Origin of the sequence: Mesorhizobium sp. B2-4-3 (assembly GCF_006442815.1) — a bacterium.
Taxonomy (GTDB): Bacteria; Pseudomonadota; Alphaproteobacteria; order Rhizobiales; family Rhizobiaceae; genus Mesorhizobium.
Window position 1 is genome coordinate 1 of sequence record NZ_VFVL01000057.1, and the last position, 19,312, is coordinate 19,312.

Annotated in this window: 20 protein-coding genes and 1 pseudogene; 7 read left to right on the forward strand and 14 right to left on the reverse strand. The window is 65.4% G+C overall.

Annotated elements, in window-relative coordinates; all coding sequences use genetic code 11:
* The first annotated feature begins 388 nt into the window (after positions 1–388).
* From FJ956_RS29715 to FJ956_RS29725, 3 genes are all read left to right on the forward strand, one after another.
* Positions 389–730, forward strand: a complete 342-nt coding sequence (locus tag FJ956_RS29715) for an antibiotic biosynthesis monooxygenase (RefSeq protein WP_181170410.1) — start codon at positions 389–391, stop codon at positions 728–730.
* A 212-nt stretch (positions 731–942) separates the two neighbouring features.
* Positions 943–1,641: a phosphatidylserine decarboxylase gene (locus FJ956_RS29720; protein ID WP_140684781.1), complete on the forward strand. Its 699-nt coding sequence runs from the start codon at positions 943–945 to the stop codon at positions 1,639–1,641.
* Between the two features lie 75 nt (positions 1,642–1,716).
* Positions 1,717–2,460 (forward strand): phosphatidylcholine/phosphatidylserine synthase, encoded by a 744-nt coding sequence (locus FJ956_RS29725; protein WP_246672242.1) that lies wholly within the window; start codon positions 1,717–1,719, stop codon positions 2,458–2,460.
* 88 nt (positions 2,461–2,548) lie between these two features.
* Here the strand turns inward: FJ956_RS29725 and FJ956_RS29730 are convergent, their stop codons facing one another.
* The 3 genes from FJ956_RS29730 to FJ956_RS29740 form a co-directional block, all read right to left on the reverse strand.
* Entirely contained in the window at positions 2,549–3,142 is a 594-nt protein-coding gene (locus FJ956_RS29730) for a TetR/AcrR family transcriptional regulator (protein WP_140684783.1), read from the reverse strand.
* An 82-nt stretch (positions 3,143–3,224) separates the two neighbouring features.
* Positions 3,225–4,043 carry an NAD(P)H-binding protein gene (locus FJ956_RS29735; protein WP_140684784.1) on the reverse strand — a complete coding sequence of 273 codons (819 nt, stop codon included), beginning with the start codon at positions 4,041–4,043 and terminating at the stop codon, positions 3,225–3,227.
* 139 nt (positions 4,044–4,182) lie between these two features.
* Complete coding sequence (locus FJ956_RS29740; protein WP_140684785.1) at positions 4,183–6,405, reverse strand: AMP-binding protein; 2,223 nt, start codon at positions 6,403–6,405, stop codon at positions 4,183–4,185.
* A 220-nt stretch (positions 6,406–6,625) separates the two neighbouring features.
* On the opposite strand from FJ956_RS29740, the gene FJ956_RS29745 reads away from it, so the two are divergent.
* Both FJ956_RS29745 and FJ956_RS29750 read left to right on the forward strand, forming a co-directional pair.
* Complete coding sequence (locus FJ956_RS29745) at positions 6,626–7,111, forward strand: antitoxin Xre/MbcA/ParS toxin-binding domain-containing protein (protein WP_140684786.1); 486 nt, start codon at positions 6,626–6,628, stop codon at positions 7,109–7,111.
* On the forward strand, positions 7,108–7,614 hold the full coding sequence (locus FJ956_RS29750) for an RES domain-containing protein (protein ID WP_140684787.1): 507 nt from the start codon (positions 7,108–7,110) through the stop codon (positions 7,612–7,614). The genes FJ956_RS29745 and FJ956_RS29750 overlap by 4 nt, the downstream gene beginning before the upstream one ends.
* Before the next feature lie 39 nt (positions 7,615–7,653).
* Here FJ956_RS29750 and FJ956_RS29755 read toward each other — a convergent pair whose 3' ends face one another.
* Complete coding sequence (locus FJ956_RS29755) at positions 7,654–8,061, reverse strand: 4-oxalocrotonate tautomerase family protein (RefSeq protein WP_140684788.1); 408 nt, start codon at positions 8,059–8,061, stop codon at positions 7,654–7,656.
* 115 nt (positions 8,062–8,176) lie between these two features.
* Here FJ956_RS29755 and FJ956_RS29760 point away from each other — a divergent pair, with 115 nt between their 5' ends.
* Positions 8,177–9,031: a LysR substrate-binding domain-containing protein gene (locus FJ956_RS29760; protein WP_140684789.1), complete on the forward strand. Its 855-nt coding sequence runs from the start codon at positions 8,177–8,179 to the stop codon at positions 9,029–9,031.
* Positions 9,032–9,176: 145 nt separating this feature from the next.
* Here the strand turns inward: FJ956_RS29760 and FJ956_RS29765 are convergent, their stop codons facing one another.
* From FJ956_RS29765 to FJ956_RS29780, 4 genes and pseudogenes are all read right to left on the reverse strand, one after another.
* Positions 9,177–10,091 carry a DMT family transporter gene (locus tag FJ956_RS29765; protein WP_140684790.1) on the reverse strand — a complete coding sequence of 305 codons (915 nt, stop codon included), beginning with the start codon at positions 10,089–10,091 and terminating at the stop codon, positions 9,177–9,179.
* A gap of 40 nt (positions 10,092–10,131) precedes the next feature.
* Positions 10,132–11,025 (reverse strand): DMT family transporter, encoded by an 894-nt coding sequence (locus FJ956_RS29770; RefSeq protein ID WP_140684791.1) that lies wholly within the window; start codon positions 11,023–11,025, stop codon positions 10,132–10,134.
* A gap of 138 nt (positions 11,026–11,163) precedes the next feature.
* On the reverse strand, positions 11,164–12,663 hold the full coding sequence (locus FJ956_RS29775; RefSeq protein ID WP_140684792.1) for a peptidase S10: 1,500 nt from the start codon (positions 12,661–12,663) through the stop codon (positions 11,164–11,166).
* 152 nt (positions 12,664–12,815) lie between these two features.
* Positions 12,816–12,911, reverse strand: a pseudogene (locus FJ956_RS29780) (AsnC family transcriptional regulator); the annotation flags it as partial.
* Positions 12,912–12,990: 79 nt separating this feature from the next.
* On the opposite strand from FJ956_RS29780, the gene FJ956_RS29785 reads away from it, so the two are divergent.
* Complete coding sequence (locus FJ956_RS29785; protein WP_140684793.1) at positions 12,991–13,497, forward strand: OsmC family protein; 507 nt, start codon at positions 12,991–12,993, stop codon at positions 13,495–13,497.
* A 149-nt stretch (positions 13,498–13,646) separates the two neighbouring features.
* On the opposite strand, the gene FJ956_RS29790 is transcribed toward FJ956_RS29785, so the two are convergent.
* From FJ956_RS29790 to radA, 6 genes are all read right to left on the reverse strand, one after another.
* Positions 13,647–13,871, reverse strand: coding sequence for a hypothetical protein (locus tag FJ956_RS29790; protein ID WP_140684794.1), 225 nt, complete (start codon positions 13,869–13,871; stop codon positions 13,647–13,649).
* A gap of 136 nt (positions 13,872–14,007) precedes the next feature.
* Positions 14,008–14,649 (reverse strand): hypothetical protein, encoded by a 642-nt coding sequence (locus tag FJ956_RS29795; RefSeq protein ID WP_140684795.1) that lies wholly within the window; start codon positions 14,647–14,649, stop codon positions 14,008–14,010.
* 77 nt (positions 14,650–14,726) lie between these two features.
* Positions 14,727–15,470: an SDR family NAD(P)-dependent oxidoreductase gene (locus FJ956_RS29800; protein ID WP_140684796.1), complete on the reverse strand. Its 744-nt coding sequence runs from the start codon at positions 15,468–15,470 to the stop codon at positions 14,727–14,729.
* A 27-nt stretch (positions 15,471–15,497) separates the two neighbouring features.
* Positions 15,498–16,979 carry an amidophosphoribosyltransferase gene (purF, locus tag FJ956_RS29805; protein ID WP_140684797.1) on the reverse strand — a complete coding sequence of 494 codons (1,482 nt, stop codon included), beginning with the start codon at positions 16,977–16,979 and terminating at the stop codon, positions 15,498–15,500.
* 101 nt (positions 16,980–17,080) lie between these two features.
* Positions 17,081–17,758 (reverse strand): CvpA family protein, encoded by a 678-nt coding sequence (locus FJ956_RS29810; protein ID WP_140684798.1) that lies wholly within the window; start codon positions 17,756–17,758, stop codon positions 17,081–17,083.
* Between the two features lie 42 nt (positions 17,759–17,800).
* Positions 17,801–19,204, reverse strand: a complete 1,404-nt coding sequence (radA, locus tag FJ956_RS29815; protein ID WP_140684799.1) for a DNA repair protein RadA — start codon at positions 19,202–19,204, stop codon at positions 17,801–17,803.
* Positions 19,205–19,312: the final 108 nt, after the last annotated feature.

Genomic DNA, 19,312 nt, shown 5'->3' on the forward strand with positions numbered 1-19,312 from the left:
CAAAGTGGCCCGAGCGCCTTTCAAAAAACGCCCATCTGCCTCATGCGCTAAATATCGGCTCCCGTGCAAAACCCTCCCTGTGGGAGAGGTGGCCGCGAAGCGGCCGGATGAGGAGTGTTCCAGCGGAGTGAGATGCTGGCGTTCCCTGGAACACCCCTCATCCGTCTCGGCGCTTCACGCCGATCCACCACCCGGCCCTTCGCAGGCTCAGGGCGTTCGAAGCTCGAAAAGCCAAGCAATTGGCTTTTCGCCCGCTAACGCGGACCGCTTCTCACCCCACAAGGGGAGAAGGGAGGGCGAAAATCCCCCTTGACCTCAACCTATCTTGAGCTTGCAAACCGTCTCCGGGCCTCCTGCCAACAACCTTCCAGATCGGAGATGGATGAAAATGAGCACCAGTACTCACCGCACCGGCAGCGTGTTCCGGGTCGACAAATTCGTCGTGCCGGCGCAAGCGCGCGACGAAATCCTCGGCAAGGCCAGGATGACGCATGAGCTGCTGCGCCAGCAGGAGGGTTTCGTGCAGGACTTCCTGCTCGAGCAGTTCTCGGGCCCCGGCGAGTTCAACCTTGTCACCATGGTCGAATGGGAAAGCCAGGCCGCCATCGACAAGGTGGTGCCGATCGTCAAGGCCGCGCATGAGAGCATCGCCTTCAGCCCGCAGGAAACGATCGCCCGCCTGGGCGTCAAGGCCGACATCGCCAACTACCAGCGGGTGCCGGAGGTGTAAGGCGCAGATGTCTCGCCAGGGCTGACGATTGGCGAAGGCGGACGTGACAGCCGATCTCCCCCCAAGTGGGGGAGATGTCCGGCAGGACAGAGGGGGCGCTGTCCCGCCGGCGTCGGCAGTGATCGGGATCACGGGGCATATTGTTGCGTTGCGGGGAGGGGGGCTTTCCGCTATTGAGGCGCAACCTGAAACAGGGACCGCCCCCAAGCCCTATGACGCTTCTCGACTCTGTCAAGAATACGTTCGTTCCAATCCATCGCGAAGGCTATCCCTTCATTGCCGCCTTCGCCGCGGCGACGCTGTTCCTTGGCTATTTCTCCTCGATCCTGTTTTGGATCGGGCTGATCCTCACCGCATGGTGCGTCTATTTCTACCGCGATCCCGAGCGGGTCACGCCGGTCGACGACCGGCTGGTGGTGAGCCCGGCCGATGGCGTGATTTCCGCGGTCGGGCCCGCGGTGCCGCCGAGCGAGCTTGGCCTCGGCTCCGGCGAGATGACCCGCATCTCGGTGTTCATGAACGTGTTTTCCTGCCACATCAACCGCGCTCCGGTGCGCGGCCGGATCACCCGCATCGAGCACAAGCCCGGAAAATTCCTCAACGCCGAGCTCGACAAGGCAAGCGCGGAGAACGAGCGCAACGGCCTGGTCATCGACAGCCCGAACGGCACCATCGCCGCCGTCCAGATCGCCGGGCTGGTCGCGCGCCGCATCGTCTGCTGGGCCGAGGCCGGCGGCTCGATCGCGATCGGCGAGCGTTTCGGCCTGATCCGCTTCGGCTCGCGCGTCGACGTCTTCCTGCCGTCGGGCGCCGTGCCGCGCGTCGCGGTCGGCCAGACGGCGGTCGGCGGCGAGACCGTGCTCGCCGAATTTGGCGGCACCGCGGTCACGCCACTGGTCAGGGTTTCCTGAGCGTTGGGCGCGCCGTTCAAGAAATTCGAGGCCCATGCCAGCGGCGGTCCGCGCATCCGCGAGATCCCGATGCGCATGGTGCTGCCCAATCTGGTCACCGTGCTTGCCATCTGCGCCGGCCTTTCCGGCATCCGCTTCGCCTTCGAGAACCGCTTCGAGATCGCGGTGGTCATGGTGCTGCTTGCCGCGTTCCTCGACGGCATCGACGGCCGGCTGGCGCGCATGCTGAAGGCGACCTCGAAATTCGGCGCCCAGATGGATTCGCTGGCCGATATCGTCAATTTCGGCGTGGCGCCGGCCCTGGTTCTCTACGCCTTCCTGCTCGACCGCGCCGGCTCGCCCGGGTGGATCGCAGCACTTCTCTTCACCATCGCTTGTGGCATGCGGCTTGCCCGCTTCAACGTGCTGGCCGACGATACCGACCAGCCGGCCTGGCAGACCGAATATTTCGTCGGTGTGCCGGCCCCGGCGGGTGCTGTGCTGGTCATGCTGCCGCTCTATCTCTATTTCCTGCGGCTCGGGCTGGAGCCCACCAGGCCGGCCGCCTTCGTCGCCACCGGTTTCACCGTGCTGGTCGCCTTCCTCCTGGTCAGCCGCCTGCCGGTCTACTCGGGCAAGAGCGTCAAGGTGCCGGGCGACAGGGTGCTGCCGGTGATCCTGGGCGTGGTGCTCTACATCCTCTTGTTGATGACCTATCCCTGGTACACGCTGACCGCCTCCGTCGCGGGGTATCTGCTGTTCCTGCCGTTCTCGGTGCGCGCTTATTCCAAGCGCGCCATGCGCGAAGGCGAGAAGGTGCCGCCTTCGGATATCGGTTAGAGCAATTCCAGGACAAGTGCGTGGCGGTTTTCCGTCCGGAATTGCGTGAAAATAAGAGTTGGAGCGGCTCGCCGTTTCCGTAATCGCTCTAAGGTCGAAGACCGCGCAGGAGCAGATCGCTCCAGGCCGACGCGAAGCGTTGATCATCGATCTCGATCGCGCGCTCGCCCCAGATTGCTTCAAAGACGCGGAACATGGCAATGCTGCCGACGACGACGACAGCCACCGCTTCGCTGTCATGCGGACGTAGATCGCCCCGCTGCTGATGCTCTTGCAGCCATTCAGCGACCGCGCGATATGTCCTTTCTATGATTTCGTCGCGCGCGGCTGCCTTCAGGCTGGGGAAATGCTCAAGGTCGCGCCACAGGATCCTGAGAACGTCACGGTTGGCCCCGAGCCGTGCCAGCATGCCCTCGACGAGTTGCCGCGCTTGTTGGTCGATCGGCAGCGATGTCTCGGCAAACTCCGTCCGACCCTCCCGCGCGGTGTCGACAAACTGGTTGATCGCCTCGGCCAGCAGCCCCTCCTTCGACGGATAGTGCTTATAGAGAGCGCCGGACCCCCGCGACAGGCCGGCAGCTTCCTGGATGTCGGGAACGCTCGTGCGGTCGTAGCCGCGCTCGGCGAACAGGCGGATCGCCTCATGCAATATGCGTTGGCGTCCGTTTGACGGCGGCTTCATGACGGCTTTCCGTATCGCATGATCCAATAAGAGTCGGCGCCGACCATAGCATTCCCGCACGAAACCGAGACGCTGAACACGATCAGGAAGGCACTGCGGCGGGGCGCGGTTGCTTGCTTTGCTCGGCCAGCCAGGCTTTCCAGGTCCTTTCGCCGAGCCGGTCGCTGGCTTCGATCAGACCGATGGCAAGGCTCATCCTGCGGCTGACCGGCAGCGGCAGGATGAGGCGCCGAAGCCCGAGCGCATCGCGATATTGTCGCGCGAAGCCCGAGAACGGCAGTATCTCCGGACCGCCGATCTCCGGGCGCATGCCGCGTCTGTCGTCGCTGACCGCTTCGGCCAGGTAACTTGCTACGTCACGCGTGTCGATGGGATTTGCGGGGGCGGTCGGCAGCGGCCAGACCGGCAGCCATCGCAAGCCGCCCAGCATCTGCTCCAGGAGATAGAAGAAAGGCGTCGCGCGGATAACCGACCATGAAAGCTGCGAATCCCGCACCAGGCGCTCACCCGCCAGTTTCACCCGGCTATAGGGCAAGGTGCTGAACTCAAGTCCGACAATCGAGACGAAAATGAAATGCGAAATGCCGGCACGCCGCGATGCGGCGAGAAGATGTCTTGTGCCTTCGATATCGACGTCGGATGGGCTGGAAAAGAAATCGACGATCCTCATGCCGCGCCTGGCGATCGGCGATAGTGTCGCGGCGTGGATGACAGTGTCGGCGCCACGAAGCGCGTCCTCCAGACCGGCTCCGGTCGCGAGATCGCCAAGTGCCCATTCAACGGACCTGCCTGGTTGCGGTTTCCTGACCAGAAGCCTGACGTCGTGCCCTGACCCCATCAGAGCCGGCACAAGATCGCGCCCCAAGTGCCCGGTACCGCCAGTGACAAGGATCTTTGCCATAGCCTGTTCCTCGCATTATGCCATGGTGAGTAAATGATCACTCACTAGATTTGTTCATTATTTCCGTGTGCGGCATGACGGCGCGGCCAAGCCGCACGCCGTCATGCAAGGTTGATCAGGTAGTAGTGGGAGCGCCGCGCTATGCCGCCGCGCTGAGCCCCAGCCGGTCGATCGCCAGCTTACGCGCCGAGATGTAATCCGTCTTGCCCGAACCCAGCACCGGGATCTCGTCGACCTTGATGATGTCGTTGGGCACCATCAGTTCGGCAGCACCCGCCTTCTTGCCGAACTGGCGCAACTCCTCGGCGCTGGCGTCGTCGGCGGTGGTGACCAGCACGATGCGCTCGCCGCGCCTCTTGTCCGGCACTGCCACCGCCGCGTGGCGCTCTTCCGGCCATAGCGACTGCACCAGCATCTCGACGGCGCCCAGCGACACCATCTCGCCGGCGATCTTGGCGAAGCGCTTGGCCCGGCCGCGGATGGCGATGAAACCCTCGCGGTCGATCGAGACGATGTCGCCTGTGTCGTGCCAGCCTTCCAGCCGCTGCAATTCGCCGGGACGCTCGGCGGTCATGTAGCCCATCATCATATTCGGCCCGTCGAGCCACAGCCGGCCACCCTCGGCGATGCCTTCGACCGGTTCCAGCTTCATGCGGATCCCTGGCAGCGGCCGCCCGACTGTGCCGTCGCGGCCGTGGATGGCGGTGTTCACCGCCACGACTGGTGCGGCCTCGGTCAGCCCGAAACCTTCGACGATCGAGGCCTGGAAACGGTCGCGATAGGTGCGCCGCGTCTCCGGTTTCACCGCTTCGGCGCCGGCCACGACGAAACGCAGGCTGGAGAAGTCGCCGTCCTTGGCGGTTCGGGCATAGTTGGCGAGGAAAGTGTCGGTGCCGAACATCACGGTCGGCTTCACCTTGCGGGCGATCTCGGGGATGATCTTGTAGTGCAGCGGCGAGGGGTAGAGGAACAGCTTTATCCCCAGCACCAGCGGCAGGATGGTGCCGCCGGTCAGCCCGAAGGAATGGAACACCGGCAGCACGTTGAGCAGGACGTCGGCCGGCGAGACGGAGACGCGCGCTTCCGCTTGCATGACATTGGCAAGCAGGTTGCGGTTCGACAGCACCACCGCCTTCGGCGTGCCTTCCGAGCCGGAGGTGAACAAAATGACCGCCGGCTTCGAGGCTTGCTGCCGCTGCAAAGGCAGGCGCCACAAGAGCGCGGCCGCCACCTTGTCCAGCGCCGTCACGCCGGCGCGCACGTCCTCCAGCCACAGCATCTTGGCGCCGCCCGCCTCGACCGCGGCGACGATGTCGTCGATGCCGGCCTTTTCGATGAAGGCGCGGGAGGAAACCACCGTCCTGACGACGGCGGTGCGGATCGCCGCGGTGACGCTGGCCGGGCCGGCGGTGTAGTTGATCATCGCTGCGATGCGGCCCGCTGAGATTAGGCCGACGAAGGTGAGCACCACGCCATTGGCGTTGGGTAGGAGCACGCCGACCGCTTCGCCGGGCGCTGTCACCGCCTCGAAATGGCGGCCAAGCACGCGCGCGCCGATGAACAGCTTGCGATAGCTGAGCGAGCCGGAAATCACGTCCTCGATGATCGTGTGCGAGGGGCCGACGCGGTCGGCCGCATCGCGCATGGCAAGGAACAACCCGCGGTCGAGATTGGTGCCGTAGAGCCGCGCTTCGGCGAAACGGTCGAACAGCGCGTTGGTGTTGGAGGCCATGTCCGGGTTGCGCGCCACCAGCTCGGCGATGGTCATCGGCTCCAGCACGCTCACCGAAAGCCGCGGGAACCAGTGGCGCGGCGCTTTCTCCTTCGGCGTCAGCGACATCGGCAGGTCGCGCGTGCCGGCGACGAAGATCGGCACGATGCGGGCGTCGGCCTGCATGGCGATACGGGTGATGGCGCGAAACAGCCGGAAGGACTTGACGTCCGGCTCGACATCGTCGGGCAGGTAGACGGCGAGCCGCCCCTTGCCCTTCAGCACGCGCACCAGCCGCCGGCTGACGAAGACATGCTCGGCGTTGAAGGCGATGGTGCGGGCAAGCTCGCGCCACGGCTCCAGCCATGGCGAGCGCGCCGAGGCCTCGTCCAGGATATGCAGCGTGTCGTCGGGAAGCAGTGACAGCATCAGCGCCGGCTCGATGCGCGACTGGTGCGACACGACATAGATCACCGGCGTCTTGGCGCTGCGGGCAATGCGGATGCGGTTGTCGGCGATGCGGTAGGCGAGCTTGAACGGCACATAGAGCAGCGCCTGGGTGAAGCGCAGGTCGAGCCGGAACCGCTCGATCACGGCGATCAGCAGCCAGGCAAGGGCAAGGCCCGCCAGCAGCGCCAGGGTCAGGATCATGCCGCTCTCTCCCAGTCTCCTCCAGGACGCGGCTCTTGGCGGCCGCTTCGGTGGCAGAGGGTAGCGGAAGTCGGGGCAAGGTCAATGCGGGCTCTGACCGAGGCGGCGTTTCGGTTCCACGCCTGTCAGCGATGGCCAGATAGGCCTTCACTTTAGAAGCTTCCACTTGAAAAACTTCGACACATGTCGTAAATAAAGCGACACGTGACGGAGACATGACATGGCCAGTTTCCCAACAGGGTTTGCTGAAGCTCCACACATGGAGCCGGAGTTCGAACGGCTGGTCGACATGTTCGGCGGGCCGAAGGTTCTTGGATCTTCCATATCCAGTCAGCTCGAGGCCCATGAAATGATCCTGCATGGAATTCCAAGCGAGGCCCTGGAAAGTCTTGTCGGGCAGCTGACCGTCATTGATGCAGATGCCTTCGAGGCGGCATTCGGCATGAGCGAGCGGACATTTCAGCGGCACAAATCGGATCACTCCAGGACGCTCAATCGCGAGCAAGGCTCCAGGACCTGGAATTTCGCCAGGGTACTCACCAAGGCCATGTCCGTTCTTGGGACCCAGGAAGCGGCTGAAAAATGGATGATTGAACCCGCCATGGGCTTGGACAACAGGCGGCCGATCGATCTGCTGGCCACAGCGGCGGGTACCACACTTGTGCAGGAATTCCTCGAACGGCTCGACTACGGTGTCTACGCGTGACGCCTTTGCCGGGATCTCTTGGGACAGGCGATGTCGTCGGCTGGAGACTTGATCACAAACGCTTCCAGGCAGCTTGGGACAGCGGTGAGGGAGCCTTCAAACTCGGGGGAAGGTGGAACAGCAAAGGCGTCAGAGCCGTCTATGCATCCGTCGATCCATCGACCGCCATTCTCGAGGTGGCGGTCCACAAAGGATTTCGTACGTTGGATACCGTTCCTCACGGGCTGACGGCATTCGACATCACCGATCCATTAAAGGTTCACGTGGTGGAAATGGATGAGATTCCGAACGCAAGCTGGCTGCGTCCCGGCATTCCAGGCGCCGGCCAGCAGCAGTTTGGCGATGCTCTGCTGGCCAAGTATCCCTTCTTTTTGGTCCCCAGCGCGGTATCCCAGCATAGCTGGAATCTGGTGTTCGATCCCGGTCGGGCGGCCGGCCTCTATAGACTGCGTCTCCAGGAGCATTTCGCGCTTGATACAAGGCTTCATCCTCCCGTGGGATAACCACCCTCTCGTAAACGGCGAACGAGCAAAAGAATGCCCTCACGCCGCCTTCAGCCTCCCGCTGATGAACCGGAACTCCTGGCTCTTGCCGCCATAGCCATAGGCCGCCGCCGGCACCTCATGCACGAAGGCGTAGCTTTCCTCATGCACGCCGTTAAGCAGCCGGCCGAAGGCTTCGAAGATCGCCTTGAGGTAGGCTTCGAGCTCGAGCTTGGTGTTGGTGCCGTCGACGACCTTGATGTCCAGCCAGAACGTATTGGCGCCATGCTCCGCCAGCGACTTGCCGCCGGCGAACCAGTGCTGCGGCTCGATATAGTTGACGGCGACCGCGGTGATGGTCGGATCTTTGCGCAACTCCTTGGCGGTGATCTCCGTGACCTCCTTGGCGATCGCGGCGGACAGCTTCGCGTTGGGCTTCCCGGTGACGCTGACATTGATGATCGGCATTTTTCTCTCCTTCGGGTTTGGCGCCTCGCGCCGTTGATGGGAGGAGCATGCCCACTGGCATAACATCAATAAAATCGAATTGTTTTTGACAAAAGATTCGATATCATCGAAGTATATGGAAACGCTCGATCCGGATCTTCTGAAAACCTTCCTTGCCTTTGTCGATGGCGGCTCGCTCGCCAAGGCGGCATCCACTGTCGGCCGCACGCCGTCGGCGGTGACCGCGCAGATGCAGCGGCTGGAGGAGATCGTCGGCGAGCCGCTGCTCATCCCGCAGGGCAGGGGGCGCGGGCTGACGCCGGCCGGCGCGGACCTTGTCGGCCATGCGCGTCGCATCCTTGCCGTCCACACCGAGGCGTGGCTGGCGCTGAAAGGCGCGCGCGCCGGCGGCCGCATCGCCATCGGCACGACGCAGGATTTCGCCGATCAGGGCCTGCCGGACCTGCTCCGGGCCTTCGCTGCCAGCCATCCGCGAGTGCGCATTGAGCTGCGTGTCGGCCGCTCGCTGGAACTCGGATCGGCCCTGCAGGCGGGCCAGTTGGACCTCGCGATCACCATGCGCCATGCCCCGTCGCTGGATGAAACGGCCGTGATCAGCGAGCCGATGCTGTGGCTCTGCTCGGAAAAAGGCCTGGCAGCGCGGCCCGAAGCGGTGCCGCTGGCGCTGCTCGACCCCTATTGCGGCTTCAGGGAGGCGGCGCTCAATGCGCTCGACGCGGCCGGCCGCCGCTATCGCATCGCCGCCGGCAGCGCCAGCCTTGCCGGACTGCGCGCCGCGGTCAATGCCGGCATCGCGCTGACGCCGCGCACCCGGCGTTTCGCCCATTCCGGCATCGTCGAGGCATCTGCCGATTTCGACCTCCCGCCGCTGCCGATGGCCGATTTCGCCATCCGGCTCAGCCGCGAAGCCGCGCGTCCGGCGCGGGACCTGGCGGAGCTGCTTGCTGGCGGGCTGGCCCTTCCGTCCTGAGGCCGATTGCCCAAAAGAAAAAGCCGACCTTTTTGCGGGTCGGCTTCTAGTCGGACGGGTCGAGGGGTTTGGGGGGACTTGGGGGGTGACCCGTCGGACTAACAATGCCTGAGTCGGACGATGGTTCCGTGACTGCGAAAATAATTTACGAACGCGCCGATTTCGCCTTCAACCAGTCGCGTCCGGCATGCGCGAAAACCGCGCAAAGCACGATGGCGCCGCCGATGATGCTGGCCATCGGCGGGATTTCGCCAAGGAACAACAGGGCAAACAGGATGGCGAACGGCACCTCGGCCGAGCCGAGCAGCCCGGCTTCCGCCGACGGGATCAGCCGCGAGCCTTCCGTCCACAGGATCGAGGCAAGGGCGAAGGAGCAGCCGAAGGTGGCGAGCAGCGCCACGTCGCGGGCGGAGACGGCGAGCGGATCGGTGACGAACCAGCCGAGCACGAAAAGCAGGAAGGCCGAGACAGCGCCGGCCCAGACGACCGGCGAGTCGCGAAAAGCGCGCACCATGATCATATAGAGCGCGCTGCCTGCGGTCATCAGCAGCGCCAGGGCGTCGCCGAACAGATGCCCGTTGCCGAGGCCGGCGCCCACCATGATGGCGACGCCGCAAAGCGATACCGCCGCAGCCAGCATCGTCTGCAGCCGGAATTTTTCCCGTACCAGAAGGAAGGCGAGCAGCGCCGCGATGAAGGGCGAGGTCGCGTAGATCACCGCGACATTGGCGACATAGGTGAATTTGAAGGCCGAGATGAAGGCGATGCTGGCCGCTGCCCCTTCGACCGCCAGCAGCCAGCCGCGCCAGCCCAATCTCAGGCTCTCGCGCCCGCCCGAGCGGCGCCGGCGCCACAGCACGTAGAGCGTGATCAGGATCGAGCCGAAAAAACCGCGCCAGCAGGTGATGGTCAGCGGATCGGCATGGATCGACTTGGTCAGCACGCCGGTGAGCGCGAAGGCGATCGCCGAGGCCGACACCAGGATGATGCCGAGCGTGCGCTCGGCGGCCGCGTCGGCGGCAGGCGCAAGCTTTTCCGGTATGTCGAGCGCATCGGTCATAACACCAACCTACTGGGTTGCTCCTGACAGCCTTCTGTCATCAGGCCTGCTCCCGTTTGCGGAAACGCTCGTTGCCGACGATGAGCAGGCCGGCGCCGATGATCAGCGCCGCGCCCATGAACACTTCCGTGCGCGGCAGGTCGCCCCAGATGGCGTAGCCCAGCGCGAAGGCCCAGACCAGCGAGGTGTACTCGAACGGCGCCACGATCGACACCGGCGCGCGCTTCATGCCCTCGAACAGCATATATTGCGCCACGCCGCCGAGCGCGCCGACGCTGATGAGCAAAAGGAGCTGCGTTCCGTCGGGCATATGCCACCAGATCAGCGCCGGCACGGCCGAAAAGAGCAGGAAATAGAAATTGTTGAGCACGAGCTGGATCATGGTGCGCTCCTGCATGGCGGTCTTGCGCAGCAGCACCACGGCGATCCCCCAAAGGACGGCGGCCGCCAGCACTAGGAGCACCGGCAGCGAGAGGCCGAGCCGGGTCGGATCGCAGGCGATGAAGACGCCGACGAAACCGACGAACACCGCCAGCCAGCGCAGCAGCGGCACCGTCTCGCCCAGGATCAGCACCGAAAGCACGGTGACGATGATGGGTGCTGCGTAATAGATGGTGGTGAGCTCGGCGAGCTGCAGCGAGCGCGCGGCGTTGTAATAGCAAAGCCAGGCGGCCAGCGTGAACGCGCTGCGCACCAGCATCGGCCTGACGATCGGCGAATCCATCGTGTCGGCGAACAGCCGCCTGCCGCCGATCGCGCCGCAGGCGACGAGCACCGTGATCGAGCGGACGAACATGATCTGCCAGACCGTCATGCTGACGACCAGAAGCTTGATCGAGGCATCCTGCGCCGAAAACAGGAAATAGGCGGCGGCCGTGAACAGGATGCCGGCCAGCACCCTTTCGCGGCTTTCGAGGACGACGACATCGGCCATGCGGTTTCAGCGTGTTTGCGTGAGGCGGTTCCGCCCCAGTCGGAGCCACGCTGCAGCTATACGAGTGAAAACAGGCGCTGCGCTGCTCCAGCACGGCGCTTGCGTTGGCGCAGTCCTTTGCTGCGAGCCAGTCGGGGACTACTGCGTCGCCTGATAGAGTTCCGATGCCGCATCCTTCAGCGCGCGTCGCCCGTCCGGCCGCAGATACATCATGTGGCCGCCCTCGACGACGTCGAGGCGGATCGGCTTGGCGTCTGATAGCGAAGGAAGCTGGTTCACCAGATAGCGCGAGGCGAGATAGGGCGTGACGAGGTCGGTGTAGCCGTTGACGATGACGACGCCGAGGGCGGGGTTGAGCGAACGCGCGCGCTGCAGGTCGTTCATCACGCCGGCATAGCCCTGGCCCGATGTGCCGTAATCCCAGTTGCGGCTGATCTCGCCATTGAGCAGCCGGTAGCTGACATCGGTGCGGTAGTTGAGCTCGTCGCGGGCATAGGCGACGAAGGCGGAGGTCAGCACCGGAACGCTGCGGTCGAGCACCGGGTCGGGGCCGGCGTCACGCGCGCTTTGCGGCGCGATGTCGGCGGTGCCGATGGTGGCGTCGTAGGGGCTGAGCACCTTGCCCGTGGCGCGCTGGAATTCCTTGGCAAAAAGCCCGGTGGGGATGCGGGCGAAATTGCGTTGGACGAGATCGAACGGCAGGCCGGTGATCTCCGACACGCGACCGCTGGCGAGCTTGCCGCCTTGCTCCAGCCCGCTGTTCAGCGCCGTCAGGTAATCGCCGAGCGCGTAGTGCTCGACCTCGGCCAGCCTGTCGCGCAACGCATCACCGCTGACGCCGTCGCCCTTCAGGCGCGTCGCCGCCAGCGAAGGCAGTTCCAGCGCCCAGTGCAGCTGGTCGAACTGGTCGGGGCGCACCAGCATGAACTCCAGCGCCGGCGAGATCAGCACGACGCCGCTGGGGCTCAGGCCCACATCCTCCTGCAGCGTGCGCGCAAGCAGCGCCGCGCGAAAGCCGCCATAACTCTCGCCGGCGAGGAAAAGCGGCGATCCGGTGCGGCCGTTCTGCGCCAGATAGAGGCGGATGAAGGCGCCGACCGAGCTGGCGTCGGCATCGACGCTCCAGAATTCCTTCGGCTCGTGCCCCGGCGCCTCGCGGCTGTAACCGGTACCGACCGGATCGACGAAGACGAGATCGCTCATGTCGAGCCAGCTGTCGGGATTGTCGATGAGCTTTTGCGGCGGCCGCAGGAACTCGCCGTCGGCGGCGGTCTCGACGATGCGCGGCCCGATCGCGCCGATATGCAGGTAAGCCGACGCAGCACCGGGACCGCCGTTGAAGACGAAGGTGATCGGCCGCTCCTTCGCCGGCGCCGGCGACTGCTGCGTGTAGGCGACATAAAAGATCTCGGCCGTGACGTCGCCCTTGCCGGACAAGAGCGACAGCGTGCCGGCCTTGGCCTGGTAATCCAGCTTGCGCCCGCCAAGCGTGATCGAATGCTCGGTCACCTGCGGCGGCGGCAGCAGCGACAGCACGCCGCCCTGGGGGGCGGGGCGCTCTGGTGCTTCGGCGGCAAAGCTCGGCTGTGAGAAAGCGGCGAACGCCAGGAGGATGAGGGGTATGAGCTTGGATCGCATGTGGGCTCCGGTGGAATGATCTCCGCAAAGGTATGGCCGGAGCGGGCGAAGTCAAAGGGGCGTTTGAGGACAGAAGCTGCCAATCTCCCCCCTTGAGGGGGAGATGTCCGGCAGGACAGAGAGGGGGGCCTCGCGCCAGCATCTCAACAGTTTCACCGTTCCACCCGTGTCGACAGAATAATCGACGACGACGTCCGCTCCACCCCGTCCATCGCGCCGATCCGGTCGAGCAGCGCGCCGAGCCACCTTCCCCCATTTCATGGAGGCGAGGAACCCAAGCTGGAATTGTGCTATCAACCATCAAAGACTGATCGGAAGGACAAGACAATGGACGCAACCGCACTCAAGGCCATGCAGGCCCCGCTGAAGGACGCCTATCGCGACGATGCGGCCAAGGCGCTGATCACGCTGAGAGCCCGCGGAAAGCTCGACGACCAGTCGATCGCCTGCAAGGTGGAGACGGGCAGGGCGCTAGCTGTCGCCGGGCTTCATCCGGCCACCGGCGGCTCGGGTCTCGAGCTGTGCTCGGGCGACATGCTGCTGGAAGCGCTGGTCGCGTGCGCCGGAGTGACGCTGAAAGCGGTGGCGACCGCCCTGGAGTTCAAGCTCGGCAACGCCACGGTCGAGGCCGAGGGCGACCTCGATTTTCGCGGCACGCTCGGCGTCGCCCGGGACGCGCCGGTCGGCTTCCGCGAGATAAGGCTGAAATTCGACCTCGACACCGACGAGCCGCAGGAGCGCATCGATTCGCTCATCAAGCTCACCGAACGCTACTGCGTGGTGTTCCAGACGATCAACAACAAGCCGGCGTTGAGTGTGAGCGCGGAGCGCTGAGGCGCGACGCCCCCTCATCCGGCCGCTACGCGGCCACCTTCTCCCCGGTGGGGAGAAGAGGTTGCGCCGACGCTGGCAAACGCCTCTCCCCACCGGGGAGAGGTCAGCCGAGCGAAGCGGAGGCTGGGTGAGGGGGAGTGTTGTGGCCGCTACTGCGCCGACGGCTCTTCCGCATCCCCCTCGTCGGTGAAAGGCGAGGCGCTCGGCACGCATTGCACGGCCCAGCCCTGAGGCGTCGGCTGCTTCTGATATTCGGTGACGGCGTTGGTGCACTGTTCGCGGGTGTCGAAGGTGCTGGGCAGCACCACCATGCCGCCTTGCGGGCCGGCGATCACCAGATACCAGACCAACGCTACGCTGGGAGTAGCAGCCATGGGGAATTCCTCGCTTTGCTCAAATGTCGGAGTCGGACCGATCCTAGCAACTCCCTTGGGGCGGCGAAAGCGGGGCGGCGGCACACGCTTTCGTCGCCCCGGTCACAGACCCGTGAATAGAGGGGGGCGACCCGGCTCACTCGGTCGCGAAGCAGTAGAACAGGCCGTCGCCGCCGGTGCCCTTGAGCGCCTCCTGGCTGCAGCCGCCGCGCGAGGCGTGCGAGGAATTCCACGACTTCGCCGCCGCCGAATCGTCGAGCCCGGTGCGATCGTGATGGCCCATCATGGCGGCGCCCTCGGCGCCGCTCATGGTCCAGTCGCCGCAGGTCTGGTCGGCGATCCTGGTGCCGTCGGGCTTGGTGCCGGTCAGCATGTCGTGGCGGTTCGGCGTGTCGCCGCGGCCGTTGATCGTCTCGCCCTTTTCGGTCAGCGCCGTCTGCTTGGTGAGGCCGTTGGCGTCGCTGTGCAGCGAGGCGACATCGTCGGCGATCTTCTCGCCCTTGGCGTTGAACCATGGCCCCTTGCCGATGCGGTCGCGCGCGTCCTCGCTGCTGCTCGACAGATAGGCATGCCAGGTCTTGCCGGTAACGCCGGCCGCTTCCGCCAGCGACGCGCAATGGGCATCGGCGCCTTTCAGCCCGCCGAGATCGGCGCCCTTGCCGGAGCCGACGCTGGTGACGAAGAAACTCATCTTGGCATCTTGCGACAGCGCCACGCCGGCTGTTGCCGCAAGAGCGGCGGCCATGGCGGTGGCGGCAACGAGAAGAAGTCTGCGCATATCGGTCCTCCGGTTTCGAATGTCCTACATTCGAAGAACGTAGCCGCAGCGCTATTTCATCCGCCTAATACTCAAGTTTATTCCGGCTGCCGGTAGGCGACGAAGCGGTTGTGCTTGGCCTGGAAGATCAGCCCGGTTTCCTTCAGCTCCGGGCTTGCCAGGGGCACGATGCGCCTGGCGATCTCGGACGGATGCGGCAGCGTCTCCGGATCTTCGCCGGGCATGGCCTGCGCGCGCATCGCGGTCCGGGTCGCGCCCGGATCGGCGGCGTTCACCCGCAGCGGCAGGGTCTCGGTCTCATGCGCCCAGGAACGCATCATCGTCTCGACCGCCGCCTTGGAAGCCGCATAGGGCGCCCAGAAGGCGCGCGCCGAATGCGCCGCGTTGGACGACAGGATGATGGCGCGGCCGGCGTCGGAGAGCCTGAGCAGCGGGTCGACCGAGCGGATCAGCCGCCAGGTCGCCGTCACGTTGATGGTCATCACCTTCTCGAAGGTCTTGGCTTCGACATGGCCGATCGGCGAGATGACGCCAAGCACGCCGGCATTGGCAACCAGGATATCCAGCTTGCCCCAGCGCTCGTGGATGGCGCCGCCCAGACGGTCGATGCCGGCCATGTCGGCAAGATCGAGCGGCACCAGCGTCGCCTGGCCGCGGCCATCGGCCTTGATCTGGTCGTCCAGCTCTTCCAGCCCGCCGACCGTGCGCGCCACCGCGATCACATGCGCGCCGGCTGCCGCCAGTTCCCTGGCGATGAAATAGCCGATGCCGCGCGAGGCGCCGGTTACGACCGCGACGCGGCCGGAAAGGTCGAGGGTCATGCAGGCAGTTCCGTCAGGTGATGCGGCCTACGCCCCGCCGCTCGCCAGCAGCGACAGCGTGCGCACATTGTCGTGGCCTTCGAAGTCGAGCAGGCGGGTAGGGTACAGTCCCGTGAAGCAGGCGTCGCAGAATTGCGGCTGGTCGTTGTCGCGGCGCGCCTCGCCGACGGCGCGGTAGAGCCCGTCGATCGACAGGAAGCCGAGCGAATCGACGCGGATGAATTCCGCCATCTCCTCGACCGACATGCGCGACGCAAGCAGCTTCGACTTCTCCGGCGTGTCGACGCCGTAGAAGCACGACGCGCTCGTCGGCGGCGAGGCGATGCGCATATGCACTTCCCTGGCGCCGGCGTCGCGCACCATCTGCACGATCTTCTGGCTGGTGGTGCCGCGCACGATCGAATCGTCGACCAGCACCACGCGCTTGCCCTCGATCATGCGGCGGTTGGCATTGTGCTTGAGCCTCACGCCCATGTGGCGGATGGAATCGCCTGGCTGGATGAAGGTGCGCCCGACATAGTGGTTGCGGATGATGCCGAGCTCGAAGGGAATGCCGGCGGCCTGGGAGAAGCCGATCGCGGCCGGCGTGCCGGAATCCGGCACCGGCACGACGATGTCGGCCTCGACCGGGCTTTCCTGCGCGAGCTCGGCGCCGATGCGCTTCCTCACATCATAGACGTTGCGGCCTTCGACCGAGGAATCCGGCCGCGCGAAATAGACATATTCAAAGATGCAGAAGCGCGTCTTCTGCGGCTCGAACGGGAAGATGCTCTCGATGCCCTTCGCGGTGACCACCACCATCTCGCCGGGCTTGATGTCGCGCACGAAGCGGGCGCCGATGATGTCGAGCGCGCAGGTTTCGGAAGCGAGGATCCAGGCGCCGTCGAGGTCGCCAAGCACCAGCGGGCGGATGCCGAGCGGATCGCGGCAGCCGATCATCTTCTTGGCGGTCATCGCCACCAGCGAGAAGGCGCCTTCGACCTGGCGGATCGCATCGATGAAACGCGAATTCAAATCGCGCTCCTTGCTGGTCGCGACCAGATGCAGCAGCGTCTCGGTGTCGGAGGTCGAGGAGAAGATCGAGCCTTGCTTCTGCAGCGCGCGCTGCACCGTGAGCGCGTTGGTGAGGTTGCCGTTGTGAGCCACGGCAAGGCCGCCTTCCGCGAGCTCGGCGAAGAAGGGCTGGATGTTGCGCAGGCCGGCGCCGCCGGTGGTGGCGTAGCGCGTGTGGCCGATGGCGCGGTTGCCCTGCAGGCTGTCGATGACGCGCTGCTTGGTGAAGGTATCGCCGATCAGGCCGACATGGCGTTCGACATGGAATTGGGTGCCGTCATAGGAGACGATGCCGGCCGCTTCCTGGCCGCGATGCTGCAGGGCATGAAGGCCGAGTGTGACGATGGCCGCCGCGTCCTGCCGGCCGAAGATGCCGAACACGCCGCATTCGTCATGAAAATGATCATCGGCCTCGGCGGAAAGGACCTTGCCTTCATCTGCCGTTGAGTCTGCCATCTGGTGCTCAAGCTCCGCTAAAGCCGCCATATAAGGCGATCTCTCGCCGAACGCAACGCACGCTTTCTTGCATTCACAACCGGCACCAGGCCGGCTTGCAATCAGTTTGCCGGCGCTGGAGCCGGGGCGGGGGCTGGCGCGGGGCTGGCCGGCTCGTTGTCGGCAGGCGCCTCGCCCTCGCTGTCGTCGGGCGCCGGCGCGTTGTCGTCGCCTGCCGGCGGCTCGGCCGCGGGTTGGTCGGTCGTGGCCGGCGCGCCGGCCTGCGGCGTGCCCTTATGCGTGTATTTGTTGACCAGTTCCTCGGTGTTTTCCGGCAGCACGCTTTCGAGCTTGGCGCCGATCGTCTCGAGCAGCGGCCGCGACTTGGCGTTGGCGATCCAGGCAGGCGCCTTGGCGCCGGCCAGCCAGTTGAAGAACAGCAGCGCCACCGCGACCACCAGGATGCCGCGCGCCGCGCCATAGAGGAAGCCGAGCGTGCGGTCGAGCGCGCCGATGCGCGAATCGATGATCCAGTCGGCGAGCTTCATGGTGATGACGGAGACGACGATCAGCGCAATGAGGAAGACGACGCCCGCCGAAGCCGCCATCGCGATCTTGTCGTTGTCGACATAGGGCTGAACATAGGGCAGCACCGGCTTGTAGAAGAAGAAAGCCGCCGCCGCCGCCGCCGCCCAGGAAACCACGGAGAGCACTTCGCGGGAGAAGCCGCGCACCATGGCGAGCATTGCTGAGACCAGGGTGAAGCCGACGAGGATTCCGTCAAGCAGCGTAATCGGCATGGTTCTCGCCCCACTTCCTGTCTTACGGCCCGACGAGCCGCATCACTCCGCGTCGTCGGCACGGCCGCGCCGTGAGCCGGCTATGCGCGCCACAAGGTCGGCAAGCTCGGTGGGCTGGAAAGCGCCGGCCCCGATCCCCCCGGCAAGTTCCTCGCTGCCGAGCGGCAGCACCGCGCTTCCAAAACCCAGCTTTTCGGCTTCCTTGAGGCGCTGCTGCGCATGTGCAACCGGCCTCACGGCGCCCGATAGGCTGATTTCGCCGAAATAGACGCAATCGGCGGGAAGGGCAAGACCGGTGAGCGACGAAACCAGCGCGGCGGCGACCGCGAGATCGGCTGCCGGCTCCGAGATCCGGTAGCCGCCGGCGACGTTGAGGTAGACGTCGTGCTGGCCGAAGCGGACGCCGCAATGCGCCTCGAGCACCGCGAGCACCATCGACAGCCGCGCGCCGTCCCAGCCGACAACGGCGCGGCGCGGCGTGCCGAGCGAGGAGGACGCGACCAGCGCCTGGATCTCGACCAGCACCGGCCTGGTGCCCTCCATGCCGGCGAAAACCGCGGCGCCCGGCGATTTCGAGTGCCGTTCGCCTAGAAACAGCTCGGATGGATTGGAGACCTCGCGCAGGCCCTTGTCCGACATTTCGAACACGCCGATCTCGTCGGTTGGCCCAAAACGGTTCTTCACCGTGCGCAGGATGCGGAAGTGGTGGTTGCCCTCGCCCTCGAAGTAGAGCACGCCGTCGACCATGTGCTCGACGACGCGAGGGCCGGCGATCTGGCCTTCCTTGGTGACATGGCCGACGAGCACGATCGCCGCGCCTGTGGATTTCGCGTAGCGGATCATCGCCTGGGCGGCGGCGCGCACCTGGGTGACGGTGCCCGGCGCCGAATCGGCAAGGTCCGTCCACAGCGTCTGGATCGAATCGAGGATGACGAGGTCCGGCCGCTTGCCGTCGGCGATGGTCGCCAGGATGTCCTCGACATTGGTTTCGGCGGCAAGCTCGACCGGCGCCGAGGCGACGCCGAGGCGCTGCGCCCGCAGCCTGATCTGAGCCACCGCTTCCTCGCCCGAGACATAGACGATGCGATGGCCCTTCGAGGCAAGTGCCGCCGCCGCCTGTGTCAGCAACGTCGATTTGCCGATACCGGGATCGCCGCCGACCAGCAGCGCCGAGCCGCGCACGAAGCCGCCGCCGGTCGCGCGGTCGAGCTCGCCGATGCCGGAAACGATGCGCGGCGCGTCCTCGATGTCGCCCGACAGGCTGGTCAGCACCACGGCGCGGCCCTTGCGGGCGTTGCGCGTGTTGGCCGGCCCCGAGCCGATGCCACCCGACGTGCCTTCCTCGACCAGCGTGTTCCACTCGCCGCAGGCATCGCATTTACCGGCCCAGCGCTGATGCACCGAGCCGCAATTCTGGCAGATGAACTGGATGCGCGATTTGGCCACGCTGTTACCTTTTTGGCTCTGGGCGGACGCCGCGTTCCTTCGCGCCCCCCTCTGTCCTGCCGGACATCTCCCCCACTTGGGGGTGTATGGACTGGGGACATCGCGAAC